Here is a 16130-nt window from a genome sequence, read left to right as displayed (position 1 = left end):
GAGCTTTTGTGGCGAGGGAGCTTGCTCCCGCTGGAGTGCGTAGCGCTCCCATTTTCTTGGGGCTGCTGCGCAACCCAGCGGGAGCAAGCTCCCTCGCCACAAAAGCTCACTCTCCAAAGCAAGCTCCCTCGCCACAGCAGGCTCACCCTCCACAGCAAGCTCACTCTCCACAGCAAGCTCACCCTCCACAGCAAGCTCCCTCGCCACAGCAAGCTCACTCTCCACACCGCCAGCGGTGATGCTCAGCTCCGGGCAAATGCCACCGCCGCCTGAAACTGTTCATCCGTCGGCCGCACGCCGGTGTACAGCACAAACTGCTCCAACGCCTGGATGGCGATCACTTCCAAACCGGTGATCACTCGTTTGCCCTGGGCCCGTCCACGCAGGATCAGCGGGGTTTCCGAGGGAATCGCCACCACATCGAAGACCGTCTCGGCCGCATCAACCGCGTCAGCTTCAAACGCCAACTGATCCGCTTCCGCCCCTCCGGTCATGCCAATCGGCGTCACGTTGACCAGCATCTGCGGGCGCAAGGCACCCAACTGCGCCTGCCACTCATACCCCAGGCTCTGGGCCAGCGCCCGGCCCGCTTCTTCATTGCGCGCCACGATCACGCCCTTGGCGTAGCCGCCATCGCGCAAGGCACTGGCCACCGCCTTGGCCATGCCGCCGCTGCCGCGCAGGGCGAAGGTCGAGTCCTTGGGCACCTGGTGCTTGTGCAGCAGTTGCTCGATGGCAATGTAATCGGTGTTGTAGGCCTTCAAATGCCCGTCGGTGTTGACGATGGTATTGATTGACGCAATGGCCCGCGCCGAATCGTCCAGCTCATCCACCAGGGCAATACAGGCTTCCTTGAACGGCATCGACACGCCACAACCCCGAATGCCCAAGGCCCGAATGCCACCGACGGCGCCAGGCAGGTCCTGGCTACTGAAGGCCTTGTAGTAGAAATTCAACCCCAACTGCTCGTACAGGTGGTTATGAAAGCGCAGGCCAAAGTTCCCGGGGCGCGCCGACAGTGACATGCACAGTTGGGTGTCCTTGTTGGGGTTCATCTGCATCGGTAACTCCTTGAAGCCATTCCAGAGGCGGTTTCGGATAGACGGAATACCCGCGCCGGCGGGTTGTCATGGATCATACGCACTGTGCCCGGCCACTTGTGTAAGCCAACCGATACAGACCTTACACAACCTTTACCTATCGGCTGTGCTGTTTTTTAGAAATACGCTGTCTTAAAAGTATCCCCGCGACAATCCTTGAGTCGATTGATTGCAGACCATGAGCGCAGGGGCTAACCGAGGAATGACCATGATTCGTAAACTCCCCAAGATCGCCTTGCTGATCGGCGCACTCGCTATGGCAGGACAGGCCTCCGCCCACGGTGGTGGTTGGGGTGCTCCGCTCGCACTGGGAGCCGTTGTTGGTGCAGTGGTAGGCGGCTCGATCGTCGCCAGCCAATCGCGGCCGGTCTACGTGCAACAACCGGTGTATGTCCAGCCGCAGCCGGTGTATGCCGCTCCGCCGCCGGTCTACTACGCACCGCCACCGCCTGTGTATGTGCAACAACAGGTTTATTACCGCCCGGCGCCGGTCTACTACGGCCCACCGCGCGGCTACTACGGCCCTCCACACGGCTATTACGGTCGCGGCTGGTAAGCCTCAACTGATACACCTGAACAGGCTCCGCCCTAAAAGCGGGGCCTTTTTTTGGCCTGCAGGTCTGAATAAATCTCGCCAAGGTCGTTATAAGGACAATGGCTGTGGCCAAATCCCACATCATTGATCTCAATAGGCGCTTGCCCGAACGGGGCCTGCGCTGTCATGTTTGTGTCTCAAAAGGCTTCCACTATCAACACTGTCCGACCAATAACAACAAGGACGATTGCCCATGCCCACGCAAAACCCACATCGCACCGCCGGCCTCTGCACCTCGAGCAAGGTCTATAGCGTACTGACGGAGCTCAAGGCCCTGGAAGGCCATCGCAACGCCAAGTTCCTGTCCTTGCTGACGGAAAACCTGGTGCGCAAGGGCCTGCTCAGTGAACAGGAAGTGGTGCATATGCTCGACCAGGTGGTCGACTGACTGAGGGTCGCTCGATAACAGTGATGTCGACTATCGAGCAGGTTGATTTTCCCTGAAGGCCCACGCACCGTAATGTCACCTCCATAGCGTATCGGAGGTCATCATGCCCACTATTCAAATCATGTCTGTCATCGGCAGTGCCGTTCCCGCCTCTCTCCGGGAGCTGGGTCTACTCGCCTGCTGGTACCTGGTACGCGATGGCGAAGCCATCAGCGGCCCACTCACTTCACTACCGGCCGCCCAGGCCCTGTCGGTCAAAATGGCGCATTGCTTTCATGCCTAAGGCAGTTGCACCCGCGGTTTGGTTTCCACAAACAGCGCCCAGCTGGACATGAACAACGCAGCAATCAGTGGCCCGATGACAAAGCCGTTCAAGCCAAAGATCGACAGGCCGCCCAAGGTTGAGATAAGGATCAGGTAATCCGGCATGCGGGTGTCCTTGCCCACCAGGATGGGCCTTAGCACATTGTCCACCAGCCCGATCACAAATACCCCGAACAACCCGAGCACCACGCCCTGCCAGATCGACCCGCTCAGCAGGAAGTACGCCGCCACCGGCCCCCACACAATCCCCGCGCCCACCGCCGGCAGCAGCGACAGAAACGCCATCAACACCGCCCAGAGCAACGCGCTGGGAATGTCCAGGAACCAGAAGATCAAGCCACCCAACGCGCCTTGCGTGACCGCTACCAGCACGTTGCCTTTCACCGTGGCACGCACCACCCGGTTGAACTTCAATTGCAGGCGACGCTTCTGCGGTTCGGCCAGCGGCACCGCGGTGCGCACCTTGCGCACCAGCTCGGGGCCATCGCGCAGCAGGAAGTACAGCAAGTACAGCATGATGAAAAAACTCACCAGGAAATCAAACGTGCCCTGGCCGAAGCTGAACGCCTGGGTCGCAAAAAACTGGCTGCCCTGCATCGCACTCTTGACGATCTTCTCCCGCAGGCCTTCCAGGTTGCCCATGCCGAAGCGGTCCAGCAGATGCTGGAAATACGGTGGCAGGAAGTTCTTGAACTGCTCGATATACCCGGCAACGTCGAGCTTGCCGCTCTCGACGTTCTTGTAAAGCGTCGCGCCCTCCTGCACCAGCAAGGCACTGGTGATGATCACCGGCAGAATCGCGATTATCAGGCACACCGTCAGGGTTGCCAGGGATGTGAGATTGCGGTTCCAGCCAAAACGTTGCTGGAAGCGCCGTTGCATCGGCGCAAAGATGATCCCCAGGATCACCGCCCAGAACACCGCGCCGTAGAACGGCAGCAAAATCCAGATAAACGCGATGGTCACCAGGGCGAGCAGTAACAGCAGGGTTTTGAATTGCAGGTTGGTTTGGTTCATGTTCGGTCCATGTCTAAAACACCAGGCGCTCATGTGCGCCTTGATGTTTAGTCCACTGCAAATCCCGCGAGTGCCCTACTTATTAGACCTGGATCAATAAACTGCGCACCCGGCCCGGCTACCCTGCCGCCCTTTTGCGACCCGAACCCATGCCTCCCGTTATCGCCCCCGAACTGCTCGCCCCCGCCGGCACCCTGAAAAACATGCGTTATGCCTTTGCCTACGGTGCCGATGCCGTCTACGCCGGGCAACCGCGCTACAGCCTGCGGGTGCGCAATAACGAGTTCGACCACGCCAACCTCGCCCTCGGCATCCAGGAAGCCCAGGCCCAGGGCAAGCGGTTCTATGTGGTGGTCAACATAGCGCCTCACAACGCCAAGCTGAAAACCTTCCTCAAGGACCTTGCCCCGGTGATCGCCATGGGCCCGGATGCGCTGATCATGTCCGACCCGGGCCTGATCATGCTGGTGCGCCGGCACTTCCCGCACATGCCGATCCACCTGTCGGTGCAGGCCAATACGGTGAACTGGGCCAGCGTCGAATTCTGGCAGGCGCAGGGCATCTGCCGGATCATCCTGTCGCGGGAGTTGTCGCTGGAGGAAATCGACGAGATTCGCCAGCAAGTCCCCGCCATGGAGCTGGAAGTGTTTGTGCACGGTGCGCTGTGCATGGCCTATTCCGGGCGCTGCCTGCTGTCGGGCTACATGAACAAGCGGGATGCCAACCAGGGCACCTGCACCAACGCCTGCCGCTGGAAATACCAGGCGACGCCGGCGGTGGAAAACGCGGTCGGCGACATCGTGCAGCACTATGCGCCCGAGCCGACCCTGGGCCTCGGTGCGCCCACCGACCAGGTGTTCCTGCTGCAGGAGGCCAATCGCCCCGACGAACAGATGCCCGCCTTCGAAGATGAACACGGCACCTACATCATGAACGCCAAGGACCTGCGGGCGGTGCAGCACGTCGAGCGGCTGACGCGCATGGGCGTGCACTCGTTGAAGATCGAAGGCCGCACCAAATCCCACTTTTACTGCGCCCGAACCACCCAGGTATATCGCCAGGCGATTGATGACGCGGTGGCCGGGCGCGACTTTGACCGGGGCTTGATGACCAACCTCGAATCCCTGGCCCAGCGCGGCTACACCGAGGGTTTCCTGCGCCGGCACGTGCACGATGAGTATCAGAACTATCAGAACGGCAGCTCGGTGTCCGAACGCCAGCAGTTCGTCGGCGAACTGACCGGTGAACGGCGCGGCGAACTGGCCGAGGTCAAGGTCAAGAACCGTTTTGCCGTGGGCAATCACCTGGAACTGATGACCCCGGCGGGGAATTTCCACTTTGACCTGGGCTCATTGCACAACGCCAAGGGCGAGGCCATCGCGGTGGCGCCGGGTGACGGGCATACGGTGTATTTGCCGATCCCGGCGGAGATGGACCTGCGTTTCGGCCTTTTGATGCGCGACGTTTAACTTCGCCAGACACCTCAATGAGTGTGAGACAGCTTGCTGTGGTGAGGGAGCTTGCTCCCTCACCACAGCAAGCTCCCCCACCACAAAAAGCAGGGCGTACGCGCAATAGGTTCATTTGCAAAGTAGAATTGGCGGTTCTGCGTACCGCCACCTTGTCTTGAGCGGTCACCCTCTTTTTTACGGAGATCGCCTTGCGTCTGTTTCATACCTCCGACTGGCACCTTGGGCAAAACCTGCACGGCCAGGAACGCGACTTCGAACACACCTGCTTCCTCGACTGGCTGCTGGGCCAGTTGGGCCTGCATCGCCCTGACGTGCTGTTGATCGCCGGCGATATTTTCGACACGGTCAACCCGCCACTCAAGGCCCAGGAGCGGCTGTACGACTTCATCATCAGCGCCCATGAGCAAAACCCTGCACTGACCATCGTGATGATCGCCGGCAACCACGACTCCGGCTCGCGCATCGAACTGCCGGCGCCGTTGATGCGCCGCCTGCGCACCCACGCCCTGGGCCGGGTGCTGTGGCTGGATGACGGACAACTGGATGTCGAACGCCTGCTGATTCCATTGCCCGGTGCCGACGGTGAAATTGCCGGCTGGTGCCTGGCATTGCCGTTCCTGCGCCCGGCCGAAGTGACCGGCGCCCAACTGGGGGACGATTACCTGCGGGGCATCGGCCAGGTTCACGAGTGGCTGATTGCTGCCGCCAATGCCAAGCGCCAGCCGGGCCAGGCACTGGTTGCCATCAGCCATGCGCACATGGCCGGCGGCTCGGTGTCGGAAGACTCCGAGCGCAGCCTGATCATCGGCAATGCCGAAGCGCTGCCCGCCAGCCTGTTCGATGCCAGCGTCAGCTATGTGGCCCTCGGCCATTTGCATAAACCCCAGCGGGTGAATGGCGAGGAGCGGATTCGCTACTGCGGCTCACCGATTCCGCTGTCATTCTCGGAAATCGGCTACCAGCACCAGATCCTCGACGTGCAACTGGACGGCGAAATCCTGGTCAGCGTCGAATCCCGCCTGATCCCGCGCTCGGTCAACCTGCAACGCCTGGAAGCCGCGCCCCTGGCCGACATCCTCAAGCAACTGGCCGACCTGCCCGACATCGACCTGCTGGCCGAAACCCAGCGCCAACCGTGGCTGGAAGTGCGGGTGCGCCTCGACGAACCGCAACCCGACCTGCGCCAGCAGGTGGAAAACGCCCTGCAAGGCAAGGCCGTGCGCCTGGTGCGCATCGCCGCTGAATACGCAGGCAACGGAGGCCGTGAAGACAGCCAGGAAGACCGCCTGATCGAACTCGACCAGCTCACGCCCCAGGAATTGTTCAGCCGCGCCTGGCAGGAAAGCTACGGCAGTGAAGTGGACGAACAGACCCTGAAGGACTTCGCCGTGCTGCTCCAGGAAGTGCAACAGGAGGGCGAACAGCCATGAAGATCCTCGCCATTCGCCTGAAAAACCTCGCCTCTTTGGCGGGTCCGTTTGAAATCGACTTTACCGCCGAGCCCCTGGCCAGCGCCGGGCTGTTCGCGATTACCGGGCCCACCGGCGCCGGCAAAAGTACCTTGCTCGATGCGCTGTGCCTGGCGCTATTTGGCGCCGTGCCGCGCCTGGGCGATACCGGCCAGGCAAAAATGCCGGATGCCGACACCGATATTTCCATCGGTGACCCACGCACCCTGATTCGCCGGGGCACTGGCGGCGGTTATGCCGAAGTGGATTTTGTCGGCGTCAGTGGCCGTCGCTACCGCGCCCGCTGGGAAGCCAACCGCGCCCGGGACAAGGCCAGCGGCAAGCTGCAAGCCAGCCGGCAAAGCCTGATCGACCTGGACAGCGAGCAACTGCTGGCCAGCCAGAAAACCGAATACAAGACCCAGCTGGAATTGGCCCTGGGCCTGAACTTCGAGCAGTTCACCCGCGCTGTATTGCTCGCGCAAAGTGAGTTCAGCGCGTTCCTCAAGGCCAACGACAACGAGCGCAGCGAACTGCTGGAAAAGCTCACCGACACGGCGCTCTACACCCAACTCGGTCGCCGCGCCTTCGACAAGGCCAAGGACGCCCGGGACGCCCACAAACACCTGCAGGACCAGGCTACCGGCGTCACCCCGCTGGCCCCCGAGGCCCGCGCCGAACTCGACGAACAGCTGGCCGCCGCACAGCAACAGCTCAAGACCCAGCAGGCGCAACTCAAGCAACTCGAGTTGCAGCACACCTGGCTGAAGGAACTGCGGGAATGGCAGGAGCGTCAACAAGGCGCGGTCGAGCAACTGCAACAGGCCCAGCAACACTGGGCAAGCCAGGGCCCGCAGCGCCTGGAGCTCAGCCGCCTGGAACAACTGGCGCCGCAACGTCACCACTTCGCCCGCCAGGCCGAACTGACCACGCAGTTGCAGCCCCTTGCCGCGCAAATCCAGCAGCACCTTGAGCAACAAACCGCGTTGCACACCCGCCAGACCCAACTGCAACAGCAACAGGCCGACGTGCAAGCCGCCCTCGCCCAGGCCCTCAAGCAGCAAGCCGACGCTGTGCCCTTGCTGCGCCAGGCCTTCGAGGAGCAAACCACCCTCGCCCACTTGACCCGTGAGCTGGCCAAACGCAGCGAAGAGAAGCAGCTGGGTGAAGCTGCCTGCGTGGAAGGCCAGGCGACGTTGACCGGCTTGCTCGACAAGCAGAAAGTTGTCGCCGAGCGCCTGCACCGGCTGGCCGCAGAGCTTGAACGCAGCGCCGCCCTCGCGCCGTTGAGTGAGGCCTGGAGCGCCTACCGCGACCGCTTGCAACAGCTGATGCTGATCGGCAATCGCCTCAATAAAGGCCAGGCCGAACTGCCACAACTGGAAGAGCGCGCCACTCGTCTCGGTGAAAAATGGACCGAGCAACGCGAAGCCCTTGACCTGCTGTACCACGAAGCCGGCGCCGAACCCCATGCAGTGGCCGAACAGATCCAGTTGCTCGGCAGCCTGCTCCAGGACAACCGCAAGCAACATCGCGCGTTTGAGGACCTGGCGCGGCTGTGGAACAGCCATCAGCAACTCGACAGCCAGAGCCAGGCCCTGACGCAAAAGCAGACCCTCGCCCAGCAACAACGCGAACTGTTGAACCAGAGCGGCTTGCAGGCCAAGGCCGAGCTGGCCGTCGCCGAACAGACCCTGACCGTCACCAAGCAACTGCTGGAGCGCCAGCGCCTGGCCCGCAGTGCCAGCGTCGAGGAATTGCGCGGCCAGCTTCAGGATGAGCAGCCGTGCCCGGTGTGCGGCAGCGTCGAGCACCCGTATCACCAGCCCGAAGCTATGCTGCAAAGCCTGACCCGCCACGACGAAAGCGAAGAAGCCAACGCGCAGCAAGCCGTGGATGTGCTCAAGGAAAAACTCACTGACCTGCGTGGCGAAGTGGGCGGCCTGATCGCCCAGCAAAAGGAATTCCTGCAACAACAGGAGCAACTCGCCAGCCAGTTGCAGGCCTTGCTGCCAAGCCTTGAAGCCCATCCGCTGTCGGCCTCGCTGTTCAACCAGGACGCGGCCAAGCGTGATGCCTGGCTCACCCAGCAACTGAGCCAGCTCAGCCAAAGCCTCACCCAGGACGAGCAACGCCAGGGCGCCCTGCTCAACCTGCAACAGAACGCCGGGCGTTTGCAGCAACAACTGCAAGCCGCCCAGGACGCCAGCCAACAGGCGCGCCAGTTACTGATCGACCAGCAACGGGAACTGTCCAACGACCGCGAACGCCTGGACGAAGAACTCAACGCCTTCGCCAGCCTGCTGCCCACCGAGACCCTCGAAGGCCTGCGCAGCGAGCCGGCGGCGACCTTCATGTTGCTCGACCAGCAGGTCAGCCAGCGCCTGGAACAGCTCGACAACCAAAAGGAAGAATTGGCCGAGCAGCTACAGCGCCAGCAAGCCATCGAGAAAGAGCAGGACCGCCAGCAACACCGCCAGCAGCAGCTGGAGACTTTGCACAAACAGCTCGCCGAACAGAGCGCCCTGCAACACGCCGCCAAGGAAAAACTCGCCGGCCTACTGGGCGAAAACTCCAGCGCCGAACACTGGCAACAGCAGCTGGACCAGGCCGTCGAGCAGGCTCGCCAGCATGAGAGCGAGGCCAACCAGCAGTTGCAGGACACCCGCAACCAGTTGATCCAACTGGCCGCCGACCTCAAGTCGCTGCAAGAGCGCCAACAATCCCTGGACACCGAGCACCTGGCCCTCAGCACGCGCCTGAACGACTGGCGCGCGTTGCACCCGGAACTCGATGACGAAGGCCTGGCGCGCCTGGTGGCCTTCGATGAGCCGCAGGTGGCCGAGCTACGCCAGCAGCTGCAACACAGCGAAAAAGCCATCGAGCAGGCCAAGGTGTTGCTGCAAGAGCGCGAACAGCGGCTCAAGGATCACCAGGCGCTGCACAACGGCAACCTCGACGCCGAGCAACTGGACAGCGCCCTGGCCGAACTCAATGCCGCGCTGATCATTGGCGAAAAACACTGCGCCGAACTGCGCGCCCAACAGGCCGACGACCAGCGCCGCCAGGATGCCAACCAGGCCTTGGCGGCCGAGATCGCCAAGGCCTACGAAGAATGGCAACGCTGGGCACGCCTGAATGCGCTGATCGGCTCGGCCACCGGCGATACCTTCCGCAAGATCGCCCAGGCCTACAACCTCGACCTGCTGGTGCACCACGCCAACGTCCAACTGCGCCAACTGGTGCGCCGCTACCGCCTCAAGCGCGGCGGCAGCATGCTCGGCCTGCTGGTACTCGACACGGAGATGGGCGACGAACTGCGTTCGGTGCACTCGTTGTCCGGCGGCGAGACGTTCCTGGTGTCGCTGGCACTGGCCTTGGGCCTGGCGTCGATGGCGTCGAGCACGTTGAAGATCGAGTCGCTGTTTATCGACGAAGGCTTCGGCAGTCTCGACCCCGAGTCGCTGCAACTGGCGATGGACGCCCTCGACGGCTTGCAGGCCCAGGGCCGCAAGGTCGCGGTGATTTCCCATGTGCAGGAAATGCACGAGCGGATTCCGGTGCAGATTCAGGTCAAGCGCCAGGGCAATGGCTTGAGCACCCTGGAGGTCAAGTGAGCGACGCCGTGTTGTATTCGTTCCGCCGTTGCCCCTATGCGATGCGGGCGCGGATGGCCTTGCGGTATTCAGGGGTGGCGGTGCAGATCATCGAGGTCAGCCTCAAGGCCAAGCCGGCTGAGATGCTCGCGTTGTCACCCAAAGGCACGGTGCCGGTGCTGAGTGTGGATGGCCGGGTGATCGATGAAAGCCTGGCGATCATGCGCTGGGCACTGGCACAGAACGATCCTGAGGGTTGGTTGCTTGGGGATGATCGGGCGACGCAGGCGCTGATTGAAGAGAATGATCAGGGCTTCAAACATCAATTGAATCGATACAAGTATGCCGAGCGCTATCCGGAGTATCCGACGGAGCATTATCGGGCCGAGGGTGAGGTGTTTTTGATGAGGCTGGAGGGGTTGCTGGCGGAGCGGGAGTATTTGCTGGCCGGGCATTTGAGCCTGGCGGATGTGGCACTTGCGCCGTTTGTGCGGCAGTTTGCCCATGTGGATCGGGAGTGGTTTGGCCAGGCGCCCTATCCGCGATTGCAGGGCTGGTTGCAACGCTTCCTGGAATCGCCGTTGTTCATCGCCGTGATGGCAAAAACCTGAGACTGTCGCAGGACAAAATGTGGGAGCGGGCTTGCTCGCGAAGGCGGTGTATCAGTCAGCCCATGTATAGACTGACCCGGCGCTTTCGCGAGCAAGCCCGCTCCCACATTTGATCTTCATCAGCTTCAAGATCAGTTCTGGATTTTGTGGTCCAGCGCTGCGTAGAAGTTGGCGCTTTGTTGCAGGTATTTCTGGGTGTAGGCGCTGGTGCTGGTTTTTTTGCTGCTGATTTCAACACTGGCGCTGGCTGGCAACGCTACGGTGGCGGAAACAGCGGAAGCGGCGATGATCGAGAAAAGATTGAAGTTCATGTCGGTAACCCTTGTGTTCGGTTGGCTTGGTGGCCTGTGTTGGCCTTGGAACCAAACTTACGCCCGAGGGGATAGCCTTAGAAATTCATTGAAACACTAGCCGCTATTAATAGTATTAATACAACAAGTCAGGCCCCGCACTGCGGGGCCTGTGGCTTATTGCCGCACCAGGAACTTGAGGTCGCTGGGGGCATCAATCGCCAGTTTCTGCACGGTTTTGCCCAAAAGACCGGTCTTGGGATCGCGCTCGACGACCACAATCTCGTTGCTCTTCTGGTTGGCGATCAGCAGGAACTTGCCGCTGGGGTCCAGGGCGAACTCCCGGGGATGGTCACCTTCCACCGATCGGCGCTGGATCTCTTTGAGCTGCGCAGTGGCCGAATCGATGGCAAACACCAGCATCTGGTTGGCGGTGCCACGGTTGCTCACGTAGAGGAACTTGCCGTCGCTTGAGGTGTGCAGTGCAGCACCGGCCTTGTCGGACACCGGCTGGCCATCCGCGAAGTTGACCAGTTGCTTCTGGGTCAGCTTGCCATCGTTGTAGTCGAACACCGCCACTTGCGCGCTCATCTCGGTGGTCAGCCAGGCGTGCTTGCCGTCTGCGGTGAACAGCAGGTGCCGCGGGCCGCTGCCCGGTGGCAATTGCACAAACGCAGGGTCGGCCGGGGTCAGCGGCAGTTCATGGTTGGCCTTGGGGTCGTAGTGGTAGGCAAAGATCTTGTCCGCCCCCAGGTCCTGGACAAACACGTATTTGCCGTCCGGCGAAGACACCACCGAATGCACGTGGTTGGACGCCTGGCGCTCCGGGTTGACCCGGCTGGCCGGGTGCCCGCTCAACTGCACCGGCGGCGACAGCTTGCCTTCGGTGTCTAGCGGCAGCACCGCGAGGCTGCCGCCCGGATCTTCCAGCACCGAATAGTTGGCCACGAACAGGTAGCGCCCGTCACTGGCCAGGCTGGAATGGGTCGGCTCGTTGCCCAGGCTCTGCACCTGGTTGATCAGGGTCAGTTGATGGTTCTTCGGGTCGATGCTGTAGCTGCTGACGCGCCCCACCGGGTCTTTTTGGCCCGGGCCGTTTTCGTTGACCACAAACAGGTGCTTCTGGTCTTTGGACAGGGTCAGCCAAGACGGGTTGGCCGCCTTGGCGGCGAGCACCGGCTGGCCGCTGAACTGCCCGGTACGGCTGTCGAACTGCAAACGGTAGATACCTTCGCTGGTGCCGGCGGTGTAGCTGCCAACGAGCAATTCATAGGTGTCCACCGGCGCGGCCTGGACCGACATTGCGCCTACGCTGCCGGCCATCAGCAGGGGCCAGAATTTACGCATCATCATCCGCTTCATCCTCGTCATTATTGTTGCCGGTGACGCCGCTCATGCAGACCAGGCGGTGTTCGCCCTTGTCATCGGTAAGTGTCCAGCTTTGCAGGGTTTGATCAAAGGTCGCCGCCTTGACTTGCTCCAGGGTGAAACTCCAGCGCTTCTCGACGCGACCGTCCATGCAGATGATCGATAACGTCTGGTCATCCAGGCTGAAATCGAAGCTGTGCAGGCCATCGATTTCGACCATCTGGCAGTCTTCAAAAGCGTCGGGCAAGGTAGCGGTGTCGGCAGTCATAACCATCAATCATCAAGAGGAAAGACCTCATGATAGGTCAAATCGTTGCATCGGCCTAAGCCCGCGCAATGCAAAACGCCGTGGCACAGGCCACGGCGTTTTGGCAAACAGCGTTGGATCAGTGGGCGAACAGCGAATTGCCCTTCTGCCCCGCCAGCTTCTCGGGCTTGATCAGGAAGCGTGCCAGCGCCGGCAGCAGCCACAGCGCGCCGAACATGTTCCACAGCAGCATGAAGGTCAGCATCAGACCCATGTCGGCCTGGAACTTGATGGCCGAGAAGATCCAGGTGCATACGCCGATTGCCAGGCACAGGCCGGTGAACAGCACGGCTTTACCGGTGGACTTGAGCGTCTGGTAATAGGCTTCCTGCAACGGCAGGCCGGCCCGCAGGAAACTCTCCAGGCGGCTGTAGATGTAGATGCCGTAGTCCACGCCGATCCCCACCCCCAGCGCCACCACCGGCAAGGTCGCGACCTTGACACCGATGCCCATGAACGCCATCAGCGCGTTGCCCAGCACCGAGGTCAGCACCAGCGGCAGCACGATGCACAGGGTCGCCGCCCACGAGCGGAAGGTGATCATGCACATGGTGGCCACGCACAGGTACACCAGGATCAGGATGGTCAGCTCGGACTCCTTGATCACCTCGTTGGTGGCCGCCTCGATCCCGGCGTTACCGGCGGCGAGGATGAATTCCAGGCCGTCCTTGTTGTTCTCTTTCGCGAAGTCCTGCACTGCATGCACCGCGCGGTCGAGGGTTTCGGCCTTGTGGTCGTTGAGGAACACCAGCACCGGCGCCAGCGAACAGTTGTTGTTATACAGGCCATCGGCACGGGCAATGGAGTTGTTCAGCACGTCCGGGTTGCGCGACAGGGTTTCCCATTTCAGGTTGCCCTCGTTCATGCCCTTGATCATCTGCTTGGACACGGTCACCAGCGAGATGGCCGACTGCACGCCTTCGGTGTTCTGCATCTTCCACATCAACTGGTCGATGGGCGCCATGGCTTCATACCGCGAGCAGCCTTCGGGCGGAGTCTTGACCATCACCACCAGCACGTCGGAGCTGGTGGAGTAGTTGTTGATGATGAAATTGTTGTCCTTGTTGTATCGCGAGTCCGGGCGCAGTTCCGGTGCACCCTGGTCGAGGTCACCGATCTTCAGGTTCTGGCTGTACCAGAGGCCGCCACCGAAGGCGATCAGCGCCAGGGCTATCGACACCGGCGCGACCTTGGGGCTGGCGAACTTCGACAGCAGGCGCCAGAACGGGTGTTCGCGGTGCGCATCCTTCTTGCTCTTGGCGATGGCGCGCTTGCTGATGCCGACATAGGAGATCGCCACCGGCAGCAGGATCAGGTTGGTGAACACGATGACCGCCACCCCCACCGAAGCACCGATTGCCAGCTCGCGGATCACACCGATGTCGATGATCAGCAGGGTGATAAAACCGACCGCATCGGCGAGGATCGCGATCATGCCCGGCAGGAACAGCTGGCGGAAGGTACGCCGGGCCGCGGTCAGGGCGTTGTCGGCATCACTGGATTGCAGGGCGATGCCGTTGATCTTCTGTACGCCGTGGGAAATACCGATGGCGAAGATCAGGAACGGCACGAGCATCGAGTAGGGATCCAGCCCGAAACCCAGCGCATGCATCAGCCCGAGCTGCCAGATCACCGCCACCAGCGTGGTGCTCAACACCGCGACGGTACTGCGCAGGCAGTTGGTAAACCACAGCAGCAGCACCAGGGTGATGACGAAGGCGATACCGAAGAACATCACCACCATCACCAGGCCGTCGATCAGGTCGCCGACCTTCTTGGCAAAACCGACAATGTGGATCTTGACGTTGGGGTTCTGCGCTTCGAACTTGTCGCGGATCTTGTCTTCGAGCTCATGGGAGAACTTACGGTAGTCCAGGGCCAGCAGCTTGCCCTGGTCCTGTGGGTCCGGATAGGACTCCAGCAGCGGAATGTCGACGATGCTCGACTTGAAATCGTTGGCCACCAACCGCCCGACCTGCCCGGACTTCAGCACGTTGTTGCGCAACTGGTCGAGGCTTTCCGGCGAGCCGTTGTAGCTCTGCGGGATCACTTCACCGCCGGCAAAGCCTTCTTCGGTAACTTCGGTCCAGCGCACGCTGGGGCTCCACAGGGACTTGAGGCCGGAGCGGTCGACGCCGGAGATGTAGAACACCTCGTCGTTGATCTGGCGCAGGGTCTCCATGTACTCCTTCGTGAAGATGTCACCGTCCTTGGCCTCCACCGAAATGCGCACCGTGTTGCCCAGGTTCGCCAGGTCATTGCGGTGCTCCATCATCCTCTCGATGAAGGGGTGCTGGAGGGGGATCATTTTTTCGAAGCTGGTGGACGGGCGAATCAACGTCGCCTGCCAGAACAGGAAAATACTCACCAGCAGGCAGATCGTGATGACTGCCGGGCGGTTATTGAAAATCAGGCGCTCGAGAAACGTGGCCTTGTCGTTGTGATGACTGCTCATTGTGTCCCCGCCTTCTTATTGTTTTGTCGGCTCGGCGCCGGTTGGACTGGCCACGCGAACGCCGCCCTGCCCCGCCAGAATCAAGTTGCCGTTGCCCGCCGCGGTGACCGCCGACAGCGAAATGCGGTCCGGGCGATTGAATACGCTGAAGGTCAGGCCGTCGTCGTGGCTGACCACCACGCTGCCACCGTTGCCCACCACCACGATGGAACCGTCGTCCAGCAGGGTCGCCCCCGACAAACCGAATTCCAGCGCGCCACGAGTGGCGTTCAGCTCCACCGGCTCCCAGGTGCTGCCAAAATCCGTGGAGCGGAACAGGTTGCCACGCAGGCCGTAGGCCAACAGCGTCTGCGCCTGGGCGGTGCCGATCACGCCGAACAGCGAGCCCTCGTAGGGGCCTTCGAGTTTTTCCCAGGTTTGCCCCTCGTCATGGGAGCGGAACATGCTGCCCTGCTCACCGACGATAAACAGCCCGGCATCTTTCACCTGGGCGATGGCGTTGAGGTGGTATTGGTCTTCGTTGTCGAGGCGGTCGCTGACGTCGTCCCAGGTCTTGCCCCCGTCGGTGGTTTCGATCAGCGCACCGTAGGCACCCACGGCAAAGCCGTTGCTGGCGTCCTTGAACCAGACGTCGAGCAGCGGTGCTTCGCGCTTGAGGTCCTGGAATTGTTGGGTCCAGGTCACGCCGCCGTCGGTGGTGGCGAGGATCTGTGCGTCATGGCCCACCGCCCAGCCGTGTTGGTCGTCGGCGAAAAACACGGCGGTCAGCAGTTGCCGGGTGGGGACTTTGGCTTGGGTCCAGGTGACACCCTGGTCGTCGGAATAGAGGATGTGCCCGCGATCACCGACCGCGACCAGGCGCTTGCCTGCGTGGACCACGTCGATCATCAGGCTTTTGGCGGCCTTGGGGGAGTCAATGGCGAACACCGCGGCGGCGGTGGTTTCTGTGGCGGCATGGGCCGGTGCCGACAACGCGACAACCCCCAGCAACGAGAGCGCTGTGGCCAGCAATGCGACCCTGCGCGTGGCCTTCGGGCGGAAAAACACCACACCCATGACAGGCTCACTCATAGACCTTTCTCCCATTTATTATTGTTAGGTCGTCTTGCCGTGGGGAGCCCTGAAACCTGCAATCTAGAGCGCCTTGGGCAAGCTGGGC

The 16130-nt window shown here is 61.6% G+C and carries 14 protein-coding genes; 7 read left to right on the top strand and 7 right to left on the bottom strand.

The genetic code is table 11. The features are described 5' to 3' along the window. Positions 1-242: 242 nt before the first annotated feature. Entirely contained in the window at positions 243-1061 is an 819-nt protein-coding gene (locus HYE77_RS00800; protein ID WP_003211230.1) for a shikimate 5-dehydrogenase, read from the bottom strand. Between the two features lie 241 nt (positions 1062-1302). Between HYE77_RS00800 and HYE77_RS00795 the strand changes: the two genes are divergently transcribed. The 3 genes from HYE77_RS00795 (at position 1303) to HYE77_RS00785 (ending at position 2366) form a co-directional block, all read left to right on the top strand. Further along, positions 1303-1656 (top strand): hypothetical protein, encoded by a 354-nt coding sequence (locus HYE77_RS00795; protein WP_008435927.1) that lies wholly within the window; start codon positions 1303-1305, stop codon positions 1654-1656. Positions 1657-1888: 232 nt separating this feature from the next. Then, the gene (locus HYE77_RS00790; RefSeq protein WP_003211226.1) at positions 1889-2083 is read left to right on the top strand and encodes a hypothetical protein; all 195 of its coding nucleotides are present in this window, start codon (positions 1889-1891) and stop codon (positions 2081-2083) included. Between the two features lie 103 nt (positions 2084-2186). Beyond that, positions 2187-2366 (top strand): hypothetical protein, encoded by a 180-nt coding sequence (locus HYE77_RS00785; RefSeq protein WP_003211225.1) that lies wholly within the window; start codon positions 2187-2189, stop codon positions 2364-2366. Here HYE77_RS00785 and HYE77_RS00780 read toward each other — a convergent pair. Next, positions 2363-3424, bottom strand: coding sequence for an AI-2E family transporter (locus HYE77_RS00780; RefSeq protein WP_003211223.1), 1062 nt, complete (start codon positions 3422-3424; stop codon positions 2363-2365). The two genes, HYE77_RS00785 and HYE77_RS00780, sit on opposite strands and share 4 nt — an antisense overlap. A 149-nt stretch (positions 3425-3573) precedes the next feature. Here HYE77_RS00780 and yegQ point away from each other — a divergent pair, with 149 nt between their 5' ends. From yegQ to HYE77_RS00760, 4 genes are all read left to right on the top strand, one after another. Next, entirely contained in the window at positions 3574-4893 is a 1320-nt protein-coding gene (yegQ, locus tag HYE77_RS00775; RefSeq protein WP_023658943.1) for a tRNA 5-hydroxyuridine modification protein YegQ, read from the top strand. 191 nt (positions 4894-5084) lie between these two features. Then, positions 5085-6326 (top strand): exonuclease SbcCD subunit D C-terminal domain-containing protein, encoded by a 1242-nt coding sequence (locus HYE77_RS00770; RefSeq protein WP_177068258.1) that lies wholly within the window; start codon positions 5085-5087, stop codon positions 6324-6326. Beyond that, positions 6323-9961, top strand: a complete 3639-nt coding sequence (locus tag HYE77_RS00765; RefSeq protein WP_177068257.1) for an AAA family ATPase — start codon at positions 6323-6325, stop codon at positions 9959-9961. Before HYE77_RS00770 ends, HYE77_RS00765 begins: the two co-directional genes overlap by 4 nt. Continuing rightward, the gene (locus tag HYE77_RS00760) at positions 9958-10551 is read left to right on the top strand and encodes a glutathione S-transferase (RefSeq protein WP_177068256.1); all 594 of its coding nucleotides are present in this window, start codon (positions 9958-9960) and stop codon (positions 10549-10551) included. The genes HYE77_RS00765 and HYE77_RS00760 overlap by 4 nt, the downstream gene beginning before the upstream one ends. 131 nt (positions 10552-10682) lie before the next feature. Here HYE77_RS00760 and HYE77_RS00755 read toward each other — a convergent pair whose 3' ends face one another. From HYE77_RS00755 to HYE77_RS00735, 5 genes are all read right to left on the bottom strand, one after another. Beyond that, entirely contained in the window at positions 10683-10862 is a 180-nt protein-coding gene (locus HYE77_RS00755) for a hypothetical protein (protein ID WP_003211212.1), read from the bottom strand. Between the two features lie 156 nt (positions 10863-11018). Further along, a complete protein-coding gene (locus HYE77_RS00750; RefSeq protein WP_177068255.1) occupies positions 11019-12194 on the bottom strand; it encodes a lactonase family protein in 1176 nt (391 codons plus the stop codon). After that, on the bottom strand, positions 12181-12477 hold the full coding sequence (locus HYE77_RS00745) for a DUF5629 family protein (protein ID WP_003211207.1): 297 nt from the start codon (positions 12475-12477) through the stop codon (positions 12181-12183). Before HYE77_RS00745 ends, HYE77_RS00750 begins: the two co-directional genes overlap by 14 nt. 118 nt (positions 12478-12595) lie before the next feature. Next, positions 12596-14971: an RND family transporter gene (locus HYE77_RS00740; protein ID WP_003211205.1), complete on the bottom strand. Its 2376-nt coding sequence runs from the start codon at positions 14969-14971 to the stop codon at positions 12596-12598. A 15-nt stretch (positions 14972-14986) separates the two neighbouring features. Beyond that, entirely contained in the window at positions 14987-16027 is a 1041-nt protein-coding gene (locus HYE77_RS00735; protein ID WP_256347082.1) for a YCF48-related protein, read from the bottom strand. Positions 16028-16130 lie beyond the last annotated feature (103 nt).

Source organism: Pseudomonas sp. IPO3774 (genome assembly GCF_013386835.1).
Lineage (GTDB): Bacteria > Pseudomonadota > Gammaproteobacteria > Pseudomonadales > Pseudomonadaceae > Aquipseudomonas.
The sequence above is the reverse complement of the archived record's forward strand: the minus strand, read 5'-3'. Positions and strand labels throughout refer to the sequence as shown.